This window comes from Bacillus safensis FO-36b, assembly GCF_000691165.1.
Classification (GTDB): Bacteria; Bacillota; Bacilli; order Bacillales; family Bacillaceae; genus Bacillus; species Bacillus safensis.
The window spans coordinates 1-16,080 of sequence record NZ_ASJD01000016.1 but is presented as its reverse complement, the minus strand read 5'-3'; the positions used below and the strand labels follow the sequence as shown (position 1 = coordinate 16,080).

The window sequence follows — 16,080 nt, the reverse complement described above, 5'->3', positions numbered from 1 at the left end:
AGTTGAAGTGGTGAAAAACAAAAGAAAAAAGCCCTTACGATAGGGCTTTTTGTAAAACATTCGACAAACGGGCAAATTCCTCAATGGATAATGATTCTCCGCGGCGCTTTCCATCAATATCTGCTGTTTGAAGTGCTTCTTCGATGATCGCTTTATGTTTTTTTCCATCAGGGAGATTGTTCATCAAATTATTCATCAATGTTTTCCGGCGCTGGCCAAAGCTTGCTCGGATCAATTGAAAGAAAAACGCATCATTTTCTACTGAGACAGCAGGCGTTTCACGAACAGTCAGCTTAATCACAGCCGAATCAACATTGGGCTGAGGAACAAAAACCGTTTTAGGCACAACCATCACCGTTTTTGCTTCCGTATAAAATTGAACTGCGATAGACAGTGAATTATATTCCTTTGATGAAGGGGCAGCTGCCATACGATCTGCTACTTCTTTTTGCAACATGACCACAATCCCTTTCAATGGAAGGTTTTCTTCAAGCAATTTCATAATAATCGGTGTTGTCACATAATATGGAAGGTTGGCTACGACCATCACTTCTTTACAGTCAGCAAAATTTTCTTCGATGACCTTTCTCACATCCGCCTTTAATACGTCTTGATGAATGATCGTGACATTATCATATGGAGAGAGCGTATCGTTTAAAATAGGCAATAAACGCTGATCGATTTCAAAAGCGGTGACTTTCTTTGCACGTTTAGCGAGCTGCTCTGTCAATGCGCCGATACCAGGCCCAATTTCAATGACGCCGGTCTCATCTGTAACCTCTGCGTGATCAACAATGCGATCTAAAATATTTGTATCAATTAAGAAGTTCTGCCCCAAGCTCTTTTTAAAAGAGAAACCGTACTTCTTCAGTATTTCCTTCGTTCTGACGGGTGTCGCAATATCTTTATTCATCGGCTTCCTCCTGCATGACGGTCTTTAAGGCCGCAATAAAATCATGTTTGGTTATTTGGAACATGTGAAGGCGCTTTTGCAGCTGCTTCGCATTGGTATATCCTATATTTAAAAGCACTCCTAGTCGTTCGCGGCGGCGTTTCGATGCTTCGCCTCCGATAAGGCCTGCGTCAAATAAGTCATCTAAAGTAATGTCACTTTCCGTTACTTCCATTTCTTCATGGACATGGGCAAGACATTCCCGAATACTGTCCAAGGAAGCATGCTCGACACCAATTCCTTTATCCCGCTTCGCCTTCGCAAGATGTTTTGGCAAAAAAGCGTGCTTACAGCCAGGAACTGCCTCTGCGATGGTTTTACGGATCTTCTCACCAGGAAAATCAGGATCTGTTAAAATAATGACCCCTCTCGTCTCCTGAGCAAGACGCACTTGTTGAATGACTGTATCGCCAATGGCAGATCCGTTTGTTTCAATCGTATCTGCATCCACTGCCATCTTCACTCTGGCAGTGTCATCACGACCCTCCACCACAATGATTTCTTTGATTTTCATGTATTCCTCCGCTTGCAAAAACAATCTACATTTTTTGGTTAAAAAAACGAAACCTTTCATGCTGCTTTTGCGTCTAATTAATTAGAAAACAGTGCTTCTATTATAACCAAAAAAACAGAGGGTGCGCAAAGCCCTCTGTTCATATAAATGATTTGATGTGTTTATTTGAGTACTCTAATTTTTACTCGTTTATTTCCCCATTGATAAGCTGCCGACTTACTTGGGACGAACACATCAATTTTATTCCCTTTTATAGCAGATCCAGTGTCTGATGCAACGGCATATCCATAGCCTTCCACATACACTTTTGAGCCCAGCGGAATGACACTCGGATCAACTGCTATGACCTTTGCACCCGGATTCGCTTTTAAATCAAAGCCTGTAGACGTTCTGCCCGTACATCCAGCACAGCCCGCTGTATAGGCTGTTGACGCTACATAAAATTCTTTTCCTGACGATTCATTGCTTCTTGAAACCGCAGGGGACGCTGTAGGCTCCTTTTTGGCCACTTGTGTACCAATGGCCACTAAGCGGTCCTTACTATCTTTTTCGGTCACTTCTTTAATCAATTCTTTAGACACCACTTTGCCGTTTTCTTTCACAATGGCATAGTGCTTCTTCAATTTACCTTCTTCACCTTTTTTAAGTACCTTCTCTTTCCCTTTTTCAAGAGAATGATCCTTTTTATGTTTGGTATCAAAAGCAATTTTCTCTTCCACTACATCGGTGACTTTTTCCACCCGAGTGATCTTAATATCTGCGCTCTTTTTAGAAAGGTTACTATGTAACGCAGGCTTGATCTTATCGTGCTTCTTGAGCTTCAGCTCTTGTTGCTTTAAAAAGTCAGCGACCGTAGTCGAAGTGGTCCACACTTTTTTATCTTTTCCTCCATCATTTAAGCTGACCTGGAAGGCCTGCTGAACCACAAGATTCATATCCTTTTTTAACTTGTCATTCTTTCCTGGAGTTACTTGATCGTGCTTCCCAATATCTATCTTCTCATTCTTCAATAATGCTCCAACCGTCTGATCTGTAGTCCATATCGTTTTCTCTTTCCCATCTAGGGTCAGATGAACCGGTATAGCCGCATCATACACAATGTTCATATTGTCTTGAATCTTTGTATTTAGACTTGGAGAGATATGATCCTCCGCCTTGGTCCTTATTCCAAGGTCTGAAAGCAGCTGTGCTACTGTCTCTTCATGTGTACGAATTGTCTTCTCTTTACCATTGATTGAAATGGTAATAGACTGCTTAGTGAGCTCATGCGCTCCGTAAGCCGTTCCAGTTCCAGCTAAAAGCAAGCAAACAACTAGTAATAAAACCTTGCCTTTTCCTAGCTTCACAGAAAACAGATTTTTCATTTTTTGTACGATGAAAAACGCCTCCTTCTCCTCGGAGAGATTATATAGAGTATCTCAAAACCTGTCAACCCTTCCACCCACTGTACAAAAATGCTCGATTGTAAACCTATTATGGGAGATTTATGGAAGGAAGGGAAGAAAGACTTATCGACAACTTATCCTATGAGGAGGCGCAAACGTGTAGAACTTTTTCGTTATGTTTCACAATTGGACAAGCTTAAACAAGGATTGACATCATATACTGTCAGTTTATACGGAAAACTTTTTTTGCATTTTTTGTTGTCAATTCAGCAAGCTCTTCAAAGCTGATTTCTCTCAGCTCCGCAATCTGTTCTGCGATATATTTGACATAACTTGGCTCATTACGTTTCCCTCTAAATGGCACTGGCGTTAAGTACGGGCAGTCTGTTTCAATCAAAAGCCGGTCACTTGGTATCTCCTTTACAACTTCCTTTGGCTTTTTGGCATTTTTAAATGTCACGGGTCCACCGAATGAAATATAAAAGTTCATCTCCATACACGCTTTTGCAGTTTCCAGACTGCCAGTAAAGCAGTGCATAATACCTCCAACCTCAGCTGCTCCCTCTTCCTTTAAAATCGTCACGACATCTTCCGTTGCGTCACGATTATGAATAACGATTGGAAGCTTCACTTCCTTCGCAAGAGCAATTTGGCGTCTAAAGACTTCCTTTTGCACATCTTTTGGCGACTTGTCCCAATAGTAATCCAGACCCATTTCTCCAATTGCAACCACTTTTTCGTGTTGAGATAAATCTTTGATCCAAGCCAAATCCTCATCTGTCATATCAATAGCATCGACTGGATGCCAGCCGATAGCTGCATATATGAAATCATACTCTTCAATTAACTCCATCGCCCTCGTAATGGTTGGGCGGTCAAACCCTACCACCACGATTTTCTCAACTTTTTCGCTTTTCGCTCTTTCGATCACCTGCTCTAAGTCTTCATTGTATTGTTCTGCATTTAAGTGGGCATGTGTATCAAATAACATGGTTGATTGCTCCTTTCGACAATTCTCCTAAAAACAAAAGGTGTTCGACGAAATGTTACACGTGGAACACCTTTGTTAATTTATAAAATTTTTGTTCCATTTGCTAGAGATTGATCTACTTCAAGAACCTGCAATTTCCCGCCAGTTTCTCCAGTTAAAATCATTCCCTGGGAAATTTCCCCTCGGAGTTTAACTGGTGTAAGATTCGCTACGCAAACAAGCTTCTTCCCTACTAATTCCTCTGGTTGATAGTGCTTGGCAATCCCAGAGACTATTTGTCTTTTTTCAAATCCAAAATCAAGCTGAAGCTTTAAGAGACGATCCGCTTTTTTCACTGGGGCTGCTTCCAATACCTGTGCAACTCGAAGATCAACTTTTGAGAAATCATCAAATGCAATTTCTGCTCCCAGCTCAGGTAATTCCGTTTCTTCGATTTCCACTTTCTCTTCTTCTACCTTAGGTGCACTTCCCTGCATTTTTTCTTTAATGTAGGCTACTTCTTCTTCAACCTCTAAACGCGGGAACAAAGGCTCTCCTTTTTGTACCGTCGTTTGTTGAATCGCACCAAATGATAGGATACTATCCCAGCTTTTGAGCTTCTCTTCTTCAATTCCAAGCTGGAAGAAGATTTTCTCAGGTGTTTTCGTTAGGAACGGCGTTAAGAGTACTGCAGTGATTCGAAGTGATTCTGCTAAATGATACATAACAGAATGTAGTTCTTTTCGTTTTGTTTCATCCTTTGCCAGCACCCATGGAGCTGTTTGATCAATATATTTATTGGTTCTGCTGATTAATGTCCAAACATTTGAAAGAGCCACAGAGAATTCAAGGTTTTCCATCGCCTCTTCATAGGCTTTGACTGTTTGTTCAGCGACTGCTTTCAGCTCTTCATCAAACTCATTAACAGGGCCCTTATAGCTGCTTAAAGTGCCGTCAAAATATTTTTGCACCATCGCAACTGTACGATTAAGCAAGTTACCTAAATCATTGGCAAGGTCATAGTTTACACGTTCCACGAATCCTTCTGGTGTAAACACACCATCCGCACCAAATGGTACTTCGCGAAGCAGATAATAACGAAGGGCATCGAGGCCATAGCGATCAATTAATGTGACCGGATCTACCACATTCCCTTTTGATTTAGACATTTTGCCATCTTTCATGAGCAGCCAGCCGTGTGCGAAAATTTGTTTCGGCAGAGGCAGATCTAATGCCATCAGCATAATCGGCCAATAAATCGTATGGAAGCGTACAATTTCTTTTCCTACGAGATGTACGTTGGCAGGCCAATATTTTTTATATTTTTCATCTTGATCTGTTCCATAGCCAATCGCAGTTAAATAGTTGAATAACGCATCAATCCATACATAAATGACGTGTTTTGGATTGTTAGGAACTTTAATTCCCCAATCAAAGGTTGTTCTTGATACTGCTAGATCCTCTAAACCTGGTTTAATGAAGTTATTAATCATTTCATTCTTTCTTGATTCAGGCTGAATAAACGATGGATTTTTTTCGTAATAATCGAGCAAACGGTCCGCATACTTACTCATGCGGAAAAAATATGATTCTTCTTTAATTAATTCAACAGGGTGGCCGCTGTCAGGGCTTTTCCCGCCAATGACTTCCCCTTTCTCATTACGCTCAACATCAACAAGCTGTGTTTCTGTATAGAATGTCTCATCAGGAATACTGTACCATCCCTCATATTGATCTAAATAAATATCTCCTTGATCAAGCAATTTTTGAAAGACTTGCTCAATGATTTTCGTATGTCTTTTTTCCGTTGTACGGATGAAGTCATCATTAGAAATGTCGAGTTTCTTCCATAATGATTGAATGTCTTCTACGACTGGATCTAAATACTCGATCGGTGTGATATTTTGTTCTTCAGCTTTTTGCTGAATTTTTTGTCCGTGCTCATCTGTACCCGTTAAATACATCACATCAAAGCCTTGAAGACGTTTATAACGAGCCATAGCATCTCCTGCTACTGTCGTATAAGCATGTCCAATATGTAATTTTCCGCTCGGATAGTAAATAGGTGTTGTCAGATAAAACGTTTTTTTCTTTTCTGGCATGTCGGAACCTCCTGCGTGTGTGTAAATGTCAAAAACTCCCGCCCAATGGACGAGAGCGGTTATCATCATTACATGAAAATGTGTCAGATCAATTCATTCAATTTTGCACTTGTGCTTTCTCTATGATACCATCTTAGCCTTTAAGATCAAGCATATATACATAGAACAAGATGAAATGATCGAAAAAGATGAGTTTTTCGAAAAAAACGACAAACCCGTCGACATTTTGTCGAATATTGTCGTATGAAATCTATTTCCAGATTTACAATTGGCTAAATTAGGGCAAAAGTCTTGTTAATCTGATCTCGTCATTTCTTATATTTTCATAGAAAAAGCCTACAAAATCCTTATACACCAGTAGTTTCAAGGTCTTTTGACTTTAAGAGTCATATTTTACAAACAATAGTAAACAAAATGATTGACGATTTATGGAAACCTTGTTATGCTAGGAATGTAAGGAATTTGTCGAATAATGACGAAGATAATATTATATTAAGAATAAGTTCTTTTTGGGAGGAGAATGAAGATGAAATCTACAGGTATTGTACGTAAAGTTGACGAATTAGGACGCGTGGTGATTCCAATCGAACTTCGCCGTACGCTAGGAATCGCTGAAAAAGACGCTTTGGAAATTTATGTTGATGATGAAAAAATTATCCTAAAAAAATATAAACCAAACATGACTTGCCAAGTAACAGGTGAAGTATCAGACGATAACCTTAAGCTTGCTAATGGTAAATTAGTTCTTAGCCGTGAAGGTGCAGAGCAAATCATTAACGAAATCCAAAACCAACTTCAATCACAAAAATAAGGTTCATATAAAAAAGGTTCTTGCACCGTTTGCAAGAACCTTTCTTTATTGTTCAATATGATAGGCATCGTATATCGTGCGCTTTGGCACACCACGTTCGACAGCTGTACGTTTAATGGCTTCCTTCGACGTTAATCCTTCCTCTATGTAATGGATCACATGTTCTTTTTCAGATAAGGACGTCCACCAAGCTTCTTCATTCAGCTCTTCTTCAGCTTGATCATTTCCTTGTACCACAAGACAGAATTCACCTCGGATTTGATTCTCCGCAGCCCATGTCAGCACAGACTCTAAATCTCCACGAATAAACTCTTCGAATTTTTTCGTCAGTTCTCTCGTAATTGCGATGTTCCGATTCCCCCACACTTCCTTCATCAAAGTCAGCGTTTCTTTTAATCGATGGGGTGCTTCATAGAAAATGATCGTTTCTTGACGTTTCTTCAAGGCTTCAAGCTGCTTTTTCTTTTCTTTTTTTTGACGGTCGAGAAAACCGTAAAAGAAAAATGGCTGAGGCGCGATTCCTGATGCAATGAGTGCCGTTAGTGCAGCATTAGCGCCAGGTAACGGAATGACATAGCCCCCAATGCTAGTAAAATCTCGAACCACTTCGGCCCCTGGATCTGAAATCGTCGGTAAACCGGCATCACTCACGAGTGCGATATTTTTCCCTTCTTTTAGCCATTCGATTAACTTGTGGCCGCTGCTGTCTTTGTTATGCTCATGATAGCTGGTTAAGGGTGTATCAATTTCGTATACATGACAAAGCTTTTTCGTTTGCCTTGTATCTTCTGCGGCAATATAGTCTACATCTTTTAATGTTTGTATCGCTCGGAACGTCATATCTTCTAGATTTCCGATCGGGGTTGGGACAAGATAAAGAATCCCCATACCAGATTGACCATCAAAGCTTTTCTGTGTCTTTTTCATGTGCCGCCTCCTTTTCTATTCGCATTTCTTCTATATAAATGTCTTTCTTTTTCCGCGTCCACGTTTTGAAACGATATTCTTGCTGCATGGCTTCTCTTTTGGTTGCAAAACATTCATGATAAAAAAGCTCAACCGGCCGTCTCGCTCTTGTATACTTTGCTCCCTTTCCACTATTGTGGGTCATCAATCTCTTTTGTAAATCATTTGTATAACCCGCATACAGGCTGCCATCTGCACATTTTAATACATAGAAGTAATGATTATGCTTCTCCATACAGTATCGTCCTGATTTCATCTGTATACTCCTGATCTTCCCCATAAACAAAAAGAGGCGGGAGAATTTTCAGATCTGGTTTTCCATCTTTTATGCCCTCTACCAAGATGGTATTGGCTTCTTTCCCTTGTTTGGGATAAACAAATTGAATTCGTTTTGGCTCAATTCGGTATTTCTTCATTAATTCCACTATCTCAAGCAGCCGTCCTGGTCGATGAACCATCGCCAGTTTTCCCCCTTGCTTTAGCAGCGTGGAAGAAACACGAACAACATCTTCTAATGTACAATGAATTTCGTGCCGTGCAATCGCCAAATATTCATTTTCATTGATTTCATCCTTAGAAGGTGTTTTAAAATATGGCGGGTTACATGTAATCACATCAACTTTATGGTTGCCGTAGCGTTCCGGCATATCATTCAAATCACCATGAATCAATTCAATCTGGTGCGCAAGTTGATTATACTCCACACTTCTTTTTGCCATATCAAACAGCCGTTCTTGAATTTCAACACCCGTAATCGAGGCCTTAGAACGAGTCGAAAGCAGCAATGGCACGATGCCATTTCCGGTACAAAGATCAATGATCTCTCCTTTTTGGATTGGCACATACGCAAATTTAGCTAATAACACCGCGTCCAATGAAAAGGCAAACACAGTTTTACTTTGTATAATCTTCATATCTTCGGCGAGCAGGTAATCTAAACGTTCATCTTCTCTTAACGAAACCATGATGTATCCTTTCTTTTCCTGTGAAAAAGGCTCCCGATTCAGCGGAAGCCTTTTCTCATTTTTTATTTAAAAATGACAGACAGAACAAACAGTCTCCCTCTTTACGAATGCTTCCATAATGTACATTACAAATATGGAAGCCCTCCTGATATAACCGGGCCAGGTTATCATGACCTTCTCCTATATCAGAATGACTTGGCTTCTGGGCAGAATCATTCTCTGCCTCAGACGATTTGTCTCGATCGGACTGATCCAGACGTTCACGCAAGTGCTGATTCTCCATCTGCAGCTGATGATTTTCTTCAATCACTTCACCGATATGATTTTTCAAATCACCTAACTGGCGATAAAGAGAACCGATTTGTTCTTCTAAATTAATCACCGTATCAAATAGTTCCTTTTTATCCAAGGTGGCACACCTCGTTACTCAGTTGTTTGTGCAGATACAACGCCTTCTTGTAATAATTCTTCCCATGTATATTCTATCACTTTTTCTTGCCCGGTTAATTCAACTTGCAAAATTCGTTCTAAAATATTGAGCCCTACTACCTTGGCAGAGCCATTAGACGTTTGAATCGTTTCGCCGATATCCGGTAATTGTTCCTTCGCTGTTTCATACTCATCATTCTCATATTTCAAGCAGCACATCAAACGGCCGCATAGTCCGGAAATTTTTGTCGGATTTAACGACAGGTTTTGATCCTTTGCCATCTTAATCGACACTGGTTCAAAGTCTCCTAAGAATGTCGAACAGCAAAGCATTCGCCCGCAAGGACCAATGCCGCCAAGCATTTTTGCCTCGTCTCTTACGCCAATCTGGCGAAGTTCAATTCTCGTTTTGAAAATTGATGCAAGATCCTTCACTAGCTCACGGAAATCAACTCTGCCATCTGCTGTGAAGTAGAAGATGACCTTGTTTCGGTCAAATGTAAATTCAACATCGACCAATTTCATTTCCAGCCCATGTTCACTTACCTTCTGAAGACATGTATCAAAGGCTGTCATCGCTGCTTCTTTGTTTTCCTCAACGATGAGCCGGTCTCGTTCGTCTGCTACACGAATGACTTTACGCAGAGGGAGAACCACATCGTGTTCATCTACTTTTTTGTTGGCGATGACCACTTGTCCGTACTCAACCCCTCTGACCGTTTCTACAATGACACAACTATCATTTTCTATATGAAATCCATTAGGATCGAAATAATAGATTTTGCCCGCTTTTTTAAAGCGAACACCAATTACGTTGTACAAGCTTATCCCTCCTGCAACATCAACACCAATTGCTCCATCAGCCCTTGGGCATTCACGTTGGATTGAAGTCTCTTTTTCGCTTCTAATACAGCAAGGATCTGGCTGGTCACCATCTGCTGTGTGGAATGCAGCGCATGCTGCTTCATTGTCTGGAATAAGTCTTGATAAATGACTTTATCTTCATTTCCTATTTGAATCGACAATACATCACGATATATAAATAAAAGCATATCCAGACCTGTTTCTTGAAGGTCTTTCTCTTTGAAAAAAGGCATCCATTGATCCTGTATATAAAAAAATGCATGTTCTTTTCGCTGGTGTAAGACTTCATACAATTTTATCACTTTCGCTCTAGACTCTGCAAACTGATCATTTCGACTTAATTCGAGTGCTTCTGCTAAATTATTGGTTAAATTCGACAAAAGCCTTGCGAGATGCTGAGATACGCCTTCTTGTAAAAGCTGCTGCTCCAAGGATTGTGGCTGCAGCGGCTGAAAGCTGAGCATCTGACATCTTGAAATAATCGTATCCAGCATTTTATGCGATTGCTCAGTGATTAAAACCGCCATCGTTTCCCGATTAGGCTCCTCTAGGAACTTCAATAAACTGTTCGCGGCATTGACCGTCATTTTGTCCGCATGAAGAATAATATACATTTTCCGGTGAGATTCTACACCGGCTTTTGTAAATTCCTCTTGCAGTGCCTGCACTTGCGCCTTCTTAATTGATTGGCCATCAGGCTGCACAAGATGTAAATCGGGATGGTTTCCTGATGCAATCCTTTTGCAGTTTTGACAGGATTCACATGGTTTCACTCCTGATTCCAAGCAAAAAAAGCTTTTAGCCAAAAGCATCGCTGCATCCAGTTTTCCGGTTCCTTTTTTTCCTTCAAATAAGTAGGCGTGCGCAAGTCGGTCTTTATCAATACTATTAAAAATCAGCCGCATGACGCGCGGCTGCAAATCATTCATGTCATCCCAGCTAATTGCCATGTTATCACTCTCTATGTGTAAAGGTTAATCAATAAACCTTTTATTTCTCCAATACGTTCAAGCAAATCAATAGATGGTTTTTCTTGATCCATCATTTCCTCGGTTAATTCAATCAGCTTTTCATCTAAGGCTTTGACTAAAGCAAGTGTACGTGTATTGCCATAAATGTCAAAGCTCCTTGAAGTTTCTATATTTAATCCATTATCGACTGTCTCTTTCACAAAGCGCTTCACCAGTCCTTTAAACCTAGCCAAATCCTTTAGGTTTCGTGACTTTGCGAGCTTTTTTCCGAACACTTCGATATCACTCAGCATGACCGTCAGCTGTTCTAAGCGCAGTTTGCCGCTTTGCGTCTCCATCGAAGCTTTAAAGGAGGCAGATGTCTGGCTTCCTTTCATCGCTTGAAGTTCACGCTTTTCTAAACGCAGCCGCATATCTTGATTAATTTTCACAGCAACCCATCCTTAAAATTGATGAAATTGTTCAACTGGCAGAATAAAGACAGTAGCTCCGCCAACTTCAACCTCAACAGGGTATGGTACGTATGAATCTGCATTTCCGCCCATTGGGGAGACAGGCGCGATCATTTGATCACGTTTACGGCAATTTTCTTTTATAAGCTGTAATGCTTTATCCACTCGGACATCATCACAACCAATAATAAAAGTCGTATTCCCAGACTTTAAAAACCCACCAGTTGAAGCTAATTTTGTCACGCCGAAATGATGTTCAGTCAATATTTTCAACAACTTGCTGCTATCTTGGTCCTGTACAACGGCAACAATTAATTTCATTTGATTGGCCTCCTTTATTTTAGGCACAGATGACATGCCGATGTCTTCCTCTATATTATAACAACGATTGGGAATTAGGTCATATTTGATTTTGCTTTAATGTGTCCTGAATCAATTGAAGGACTTCTTTATAGACAGCCTGCATCGGCTGAGACGCATCCACTACACGGAATCGTTCTGGCGATTGTGCAATAAGCAGTTCATAGCCTTCTCTGACAAGCTGGTGGAAATTTAGCGTCTCCATGTCTAATCGATTCTTTTCTCTTCCCTGGTTGGCATCAATTCGCTTTAGCCCTTCCTCAGGTGTAATTGAAAAATAAATGGTCATTTGCGGCATCGTGCCATTGATAGCAAAGTCGTTAATTGACTTTACTTCTTCAATCCCAAGCCCTCTCGCATAGCCTTGATAAGCAAGGGAGCTATCAACAAAACGATCACATAAAACCGTCTGCCCGCGCTGTAATGCCGGTTCTACCTTCTCAGCCAAATGCTGCCTTCTTGCGGCTGCATACAGCAAAGCTTCTGTTTTCGCATCCATTTTTGTGTTTTTTTCATTTAAAATGACTTCACGAATCTGCTCTGCAATGTCAATGCCGCCAGGCTCACGTGTCGCCATCACTGCATATCCTTGGCGTTCCATTTCTTCATACACTTTTCGAATCACTGTCGTTTTTCCAGCACCCTCTGGCCCTTCAAACGTAATAAACATACCGCTCATAGTGTCTCCTCTTCTATATAAACATATAATTTTCTCTGATGAATCACCTGACTGGCTTGAACATGAACCTGATGTCCAAGCAAACGGCTTAAAGCCGCAATCTGATCGATTTCAATACGCTCTCCCTTAACGATCAAAGGAATACCCGGTGGATATGGAATAACCGATTCTGCACTAACCCGTCCTGCTGCATGTTCAAATGGGACGGCTTCTATATCCTGTCTATGCTCCTCGTTGTCATCAGCCAGCGCCTCTCTTTGGAAATGATCTTTTCCTTTGAGCAATGAATTGCTTTGATTAAGAACCTGCTCTATTCGTTTAAAAGGTATATCCTTCTTCTGTTCAAAACCAAAGACAAGTAAAACCTGATGTTCGTCCGCAAGCTCTGGGTGAACCTCCACTGATTCAAAAACTCGTTTTAGTTCATAACCAGTCAGCCCTTTTGTTGATCGAATCACACATTTTAATGGATCGTTAGAAAGCAATTCAGACTCGACCACTTCAAGCTGAGGTATACGGTTGAACTCATTTTTCAGCTCTGCCAGCCCTTTCATGATTCCATCCAAGATCCCTTTTTTCTTGATCTCCTCGACATAAGCTCTTGCCACATCTAATGAGGCCATAATTGGATAGGATGGAGAACTGCTTTGAAGCATCGTGAGGAATGTTTTCAAACGTTTTGCATCCATTCGCTCCCCCTGTAGATGAAGGTAGGATCCCATCGTCATGGCCGGAAGGGTTTTATGTGCTGATTGTACCACCACGTCAGCTCCATAGGAAAGAGCAGATGGGGGAAAAGCGCCGCCTAATACAAAATGTGCACCATGTGCCTCATCAACCAAAACGATCATGCCTGCTTCGTGGCACATGTCAATTAGCTTTGATAAATCAGCTGCATGTCCGTAGTAGTTCGGATAAGTCAAAACGATCGCCCGGCAATTAGGGTGTTTGGATATGGCTTTTTTGACTGTTTCATCCGTCACATGTGTTGGTACATGCAGGTGTGGATCTACCTCAGCTTCTACCATAATAGGCGTGGCTCCTGCAAGCTCAATCGCATGGTAAACAGACTTATGACAATTTCGCTGGACGAAAATCTCATCTCCCGCACGACAGGCTGCCATCACCATCGCTAAATTTCCGACAGTTGTCCCATTCACAAGGAAAAAGCTTTGATCTGATCCATATAGCTTTGCCAATAAATGTTCAGCCTCTTGAATAACACCAGTTGGATGATGGAGATCATCTAACCCTTCAAGCTCTGTTACATCCAGCTGAAGAATTGAGTCATAATAAGTCCGTGCCTCATCAAAAAAGACATCTCCATTGTGATGTCCTGGAACGTGGAAAGAATAAGGTTTCTTTTCCGCATGTTGTGCTAATGCTGTATATAAAGGTGTTTTCAAACAAATCGACCCTTTTCACTTTAACGGTATCTTATGTCTATTATAACGTTCATACAAGGGAACCGAAAGATGGATTCTCATTCCTTAATTGGCTGGTGATTCGTCATCTGCTGTTCTGCCTCATACATGCTGTTTTTCAATTGGGCTCGCTCTTGGCTTCCATGCTCTTTCACCTGTAACGTTTCCTGTAAGGTTTCAGCTAATTGGCGTTGAACCTTTTTCAACGTATCTATAGGTGCAAAAGCTGCATCTTCAAGAAGCTCCCCCTGCTGCTTTGATACCTTTTCATATGTTTTTTTGATTCGATTCTCAAGAGCTGAATTGGCACGCTGCTGAATATGCGTTAACGCAATCGACATTTGGTTGATCCATAGAGGAATAGATGCAGAAACAGTTGATTGAATGTGATTGGCCAATGTATGATTCGTATGCTGGATCATTCGAATTTGGGCATTACATTGCAACGCAATTTGCCGGCTTAGCAGCAAATCATATTTCCGTTCTTTCAACCTCTCCATATATTCTTCTGCATTGACTTCCTGACTCATCAATTGCTCCTCTATAGTCCGATTACCAGTCTGCTCCGTTTCTGATATGATCTGCTTCTCTAAAGTTGTTATTTTCGCTTCAACTGCTGCAACCTGCAGCGTCATCTCTTGGAAAAAGGTTTGATTTTCTTCAAATAAACGCTCTAATAACATGTGATCGGAAATTAATCCGCCTTTTGCGTAACGAAGCCTTGCTGATAATCTCTCGATCTGTGATTTTGCATGTTGAAAACGCGATATGATTTCCTGAGTAGAACGCTTCTCCCGCCGAAATAACTTCGAAAAAAAGCCCTGCTTCTTTGGCAGTAAGTCCTCCGGTTCTACTACATGCAGCTGGTGCAAAAAGGCCTCAAGCGCGTCTCCTATTTGATCGATATCTTTTTTCTCAACATATTTCATCATTTGTTGTGATTGTTCCAATAATCGTTCCTGAACACGTGTACCATAGAAAAGCAGCTTTTGCGGATTGTCAGGGATTTGCTCAGCACGCTGCAAGGCTTCTTGTTTCTCCTCATCAGATAAGGTATCAAACACTTGAAACTGAAGATCTGTAGTGGCAGCAGATGATGTTGGGATGTGATCTTCTGGTTTCATTACGTTTGACTCCTTTCATTATTTCTTTATCATTTTATCTGCCACTTCAAGCTCAATATGAAGGGCTTCTATGTCTCTTCCTAATACTTGCTGCAAATCATTCGTCAATTGCTTTTGCAGTTCTGTCAGCGTCACCCGAGTTTGGCTCAGTGTCATTTCCAGCTCATGACCGCGATCAGGCTGGTTATACAATAATGCATATTTTTCAGTTAGTTCAACGACAGAATCCAAGCTTTCGAAATAAAAACGCTGTGCATCATAAAATCGGGTCGGCTCTTTTTTTGTAATCGTATAGATTCGTCGTGCAAGTCGGAGAATTTCATAATTATGTTTGATCGTCTGTACGTTCTTCACAGCAAATAAAGCCTTCTTTAAACGTACGAGCTTTTGTCCTGCTTCTTTTAAATGCCGTTTGATATATACATAATCACTACGAGACAGTCCGTGTTTCTTTAAAAACAACTGGAAAGCAACCCATCTGCTCCCTGCAAACATTACGCCCCACCCCATCATCGCATACAGTATCGATAGTCCAACATGATGATGGAAAACCCCAATACTGACGGTTAAAATCACAAGCGAAAAAAAAGTAGAGAGGATGGCCCATATAAATGTATAAAAGATTGATTTCATGTTCATCGACTCCTATGAATAATCAGGCTCTCTGTTTATCTTATTATTAATTACGTATGATGTCCAAACTAAGTTCCAAAAAACAGGCCCAATAATCCTCCATAGCTCATAAAAAAAGACCATCTAATGGTCTATGAATACAAAGGCGGCGTATGAAGATTTTTAAGCTTTCTAACATAATCGGCATAGCTAGGATCCGAGGTCGATGTAGAAATTAACTTTCTCTCACATTCTCGGCACAAAAACTGATGATATAAATAAATTCCCTTTGTTTTTTTCTCTTCACAAATCAAACAAATCGCTTCTCGCTCTTTTTTGCTCATTGTGACACCTCCACTTATAGCTTCAGTATGCCCTAGCGCTTTCAATTGTATACAAAATTAAGAATGTTTTAGATGGTAGTTTAGTATATGTATCCATGTCAGATCGAGTGTTTGTTCCTTTTCTTAAAAAACAAAAAAGACCAGTTCCGACTGGAA

The 16,080-nt window shown here is 40.7% G+C and carries 19 protein-coding genes; 1 reads left to right on the top strand and 18 read right to left on the bottom strand.

Features of this window, described 5'->3' with window-relative positions; all coding sequences use genetic code 11:
* Positions 1–34 precede the first annotated feature (34 nt).
* The 5 genes from rsmA to metG all read right to left on the bottom strand — a co-directional run bounded on the left by rsmA (position 35) and on the right by metG (position 5,923).
* Entirely contained in the window at positions 35–913 is an 879-nt protein-coding gene (rsmA, locus tag BA81_RS18070; RefSeq protein WP_034284149.1) for a 16S rRNA (adenine(1518)-N(6)/adenine(1519)-N(6))-dimethyltransferase RsmA, read from the bottom strand.
* Complete coding sequence (gene rnmV / locus BA81_RS18065; protein WP_024427200.1) at positions 906–1,466, bottom strand: ribonuclease M5; 561 nt, start codon at positions 1,464–1,466, stop codon at positions 906–908. Before rnmV ends, rsmA begins: the two co-directional genes overlap by 8 nt.
* A gap of 161 nt (positions 1,467–1,627) precedes the next feature.
* Positions 1,628–2,830, bottom strand: a complete 1,203-nt coding sequence (locus BA81_RS18060) for a G5 and 3D domain-containing protein (protein WP_034284147.1) — start codon at positions 2,828–2,830, stop codon at positions 1,628–1,630.
* A gap of 244 nt (positions 2,831–3,074) precedes the next feature.
* Positions 3,075–3,842, bottom strand: coding sequence for a TatD family hydrolase (locus BA81_RS18055; RefSeq protein ID WP_034284145.1), 768 nt, complete (start codon positions 3,840–3,842; stop codon positions 3,075–3,077).
* An 80-nt stretch (positions 3,843–3,922) separates the two neighbouring features.
* Positions 3,923–5,923, bottom strand: a complete 2,001-nt coding sequence (gene metG / locus BA81_RS18050; protein WP_034284143.1) for a methionine--tRNA ligase — start codon at positions 5,921–5,923, stop codon at positions 3,923–3,925.
* 520 nt (positions 5,924–6,443) lie between these two features.
* Between metG and abrB the strand changes: the two genes are divergently transcribed.
* Positions 6,444–6,734, top strand: coding sequence for a transition state genes transcriptional regulator AbrB (abrB, locus tag BA81_RS18045; protein WP_087975202.1), 291 nt, complete (start codon positions 6,444–6,446; stop codon positions 6,732–6,734).
* A 45-nt stretch (positions 6,735–6,779) separates the two neighbouring features.
* Here the strand turns inward: abrB and rsmI are convergent, their stop codons facing one another.
* The 13 genes from rsmI to BA81_RS17980 all read right to left on the bottom strand — a co-directional run bounded on the left by rsmI (position 6,780) and on the right by BA81_RS17980 (position 15,924).
* Positions 6,780–7,661, bottom strand: a complete 882-nt coding sequence (rsmI, locus tag BA81_RS18040) for a 16S rRNA (cytidine(1402)-2'-O)-methyltransferase (protein ID WP_034284141.1) — start codon at positions 7,659–7,661, stop codon at positions 6,780–6,782.
* Complete coding sequence (locus tag BA81_RS18035) at positions 7,636–7,935, bottom strand: GIY-YIG nuclease family protein (RefSeq protein WP_034284140.1); 300 nt, start codon at positions 7,933–7,935, stop codon at positions 7,636–7,638. The genes rsmI and BA81_RS18035 overlap by 26 nt, the downstream gene beginning before the upstream one ends.
* The gene (locus BA81_RS18030) at positions 7,922–8,665 is read right to left on the bottom strand and encodes a tRNA1(Val) (adenine(37)-N6)-methyltransferase (protein ID WP_034284137.1); all 744 of its coding nucleotides are present in this window, start codon (positions 8,663–8,665) and stop codon (positions 7,922–7,924) included. The genes BA81_RS18035 and BA81_RS18030 overlap by 14 nt, the downstream gene beginning before the upstream one ends.
* A 55-nt stretch (positions 8,666–8,720) precedes the next feature.
* Positions 8,721–9,074: a DNA replication initiation control protein YabA gene (gene yabA, locus BA81_RS18025; protein ID WP_024425629.1), complete on the bottom strand. Its 354-nt coding sequence runs from the start codon at positions 9,072–9,074 to the stop codon at positions 8,721–8,723.
* A gap of 14 nt (positions 9,075–9,088) precedes the next feature.
* A complete protein-coding gene (ricT, locus tag BA81_RS18020) occupies positions 9,089–9,916 on the bottom strand; it encodes a competence/sporulation regulator complex protein RicT (protein WP_024425628.1) in 828 nt (275 codons plus the stop codon).
* Between the two features lie 2 nt (positions 9,917–9,918).
* The gene (gene holB, locus BA81_RS18015; RefSeq protein WP_024425627.1) at positions 9,919–10,908 is read right to left on the bottom strand and encodes a DNA polymerase III subunit delta'; all 990 of its coding nucleotides are present in this window, start codon (positions 10,906–10,908) and stop codon (positions 9,919–9,921) included.
* Between the two features lie 11 nt (positions 10,909–10,919).
* The gene (locus tag BA81_RS18010) at positions 10,920–11,360 is read right to left on the bottom strand and encodes a YaaR family protein (RefSeq protein ID WP_024425626.1); all 441 of its coding nucleotides are present in this window, start codon (positions 11,358–11,360) and stop codon (positions 10,920–10,922) included.
* Positions 11,361–11,372: 12 nt separating this feature from the next.
* Positions 11,373–11,702, bottom strand: coding sequence for a cyclic-di-AMP receptor (locus BA81_RS18005; protein ID WP_024425625.1), 330 nt, complete (start codon positions 11,700–11,702; stop codon positions 11,373–11,375).
* Between the two features lie 79 nt (positions 11,703–11,781).
* Positions 11,782–12,420, bottom strand: a complete 639-nt coding sequence (tmk, locus tag BA81_RS18000) for a dTMP kinase (RefSeq protein WP_034284135.1) — start codon at positions 12,418–12,420, stop codon at positions 11,782–11,784.
* The gene (locus tag BA81_RS17995) at positions 12,417–13,826 is read right to left on the bottom strand and encodes an aminotransferase class I/II-fold pyridoxal phosphate-dependent enzyme (protein ID WP_034284133.1); all 1,410 of its coding nucleotides are present in this window, start codon (positions 13,824–13,826) and stop codon (positions 12,417–12,419) included. The genes tmk and BA81_RS17995 overlap by 4 nt, the downstream gene beginning before the upstream one ends.
* Positions 13,827–13,903: 77 nt before the next feature.
* Complete coding sequence (locus tag BA81_RS17990) at positions 13,904–14,968, bottom strand: toxic anion resistance protein (RefSeq protein WP_034284132.1); 1,065 nt, start codon at positions 14,966–14,968, stop codon at positions 13,904–13,906.
* Between the two features lie 18 nt (positions 14,969–14,986).
* The gene (locus BA81_RS17985) at positions 14,987–15,601 is read right to left on the bottom strand and encodes a 5-bromo-4-chloroindolyl phosphate hydrolysis family protein (protein WP_034284129.1); all 615 of its coding nucleotides are present in this window, start codon (positions 15,599–15,601) and stop codon (positions 14,987–14,989) included.
* A 131-nt stretch (positions 15,602–15,732) separates the two neighbouring features.
* Positions 15,733–15,924 (bottom strand): sigma factor G inhibitor Gin, encoded by a 192-nt coding sequence (locus BA81_RS17980; protein ID WP_024425620.1) that lies wholly within the window; start codon positions 15,922–15,924, stop codon positions 15,733–15,735.
* Between the last annotated feature and the right edge of the window lie 156 nt (positions 15,925–16,080).

Excerpts from the sequence above, each read along its gene's own strand:
- abrB (WP_087975202.1), top strand. The coding sequence starts at position 6,444 with ATGAAGATGAAATCTACAGGTATTGTACGTAAAGTTGACGAATTAGGA.
- rsmA (WP_034284149.1), bottom strand. The coding sequence starts at position 913 with ATGAATAAAGATATTGCGACACCCGTCAGAACGAAGGAAATACTGAAG.
- BA81_RS17985 (WP_034284129.1), bottom strand. The coding sequence starts at position 15,601 with ATGAAATCAATCTTTTATACATTTATATGGGCCATCCTCTCTACTTTT.
- BA81_RS17980 (WP_024425620.1), bottom strand. The coding sequence starts at position 15,924 with ATGAGCAAAAAAGAGCGAGAAGCGATTTGTTTGATTTGTGAAGAGAAA.
- BA81_RS17990 (WP_034284132.1), bottom strand. The coding sequence starts at position 14,968 with ATGAAACCAGAAGATCACATCCCAACATCATCTGCTGCCACTACAGAT.
- BA81_RS18005 (WP_024425625.1), bottom strand. The coding sequence starts at position 11,702 with ATGAAATTAATTGTTGCCGTTGTACAGGACCAAGATAGCAGCAAGTTG.
- BA81_RS18030 (WP_034284137.1), bottom strand. The coding sequence starts at position 8,665 with ATGGTTTCGTTAAGAGAAGATGAACGTTTAGATTACCTGCTCGCCGAA.
- holB (WP_024425627.1), bottom strand. The coding sequence starts at position 10,908 with ATGGCAATTAGCTGGGATGACATGAATGATTTGCAGCCGCGCGTCATG.
- rsmI (WP_034284141.1), bottom strand. The coding sequence starts at position 7,661 with ATGAAAAAGACACAGAAAAGCTTTGATGGTCAATCTGGTATGGGGATT.
- tmk (WP_034284135.1), bottom strand. The coding sequence starts at position 12,420 with ATGAGCGGTATGTTTATTACGTTTGAAGGGCCAGAGGGTGCTGGAAAA.
- BA81_RS18035 (WP_034284140.1), bottom strand. The coding sequence starts at position 7,935 with ATGGAGAAGCATAATCATTACTTCTATGTATTAAAATGTGCAGATGGC.
- BA81_RS18055 (WP_034284145.1), bottom strand. The coding sequence starts at position 3,842 with ATGTTATTTGATACACATGCCCACTTAAATGCAGAACAATACAATGAA.
- metG (WP_034284143.1), bottom strand. The coding sequence starts at position 5,923 with ATGCCAGAAAAGAAAAAAACGTTTTATCTGACAACACCTATTTACTAT.
- rnmV (WP_024427200.1), bottom strand. The coding sequence starts at position 1,466 with ATGAAAATCAAAGAAATCATTGTGGTGGAGGGTCGTGATGACACTGCC.
- BA81_RS18060 (WP_034284147.1), bottom strand. The coding sequence starts at position 2,830 with ATGAAAAATCTGTTTTCTGTGAAGCTAGGAAAAGGCAAGGTTTTATTA.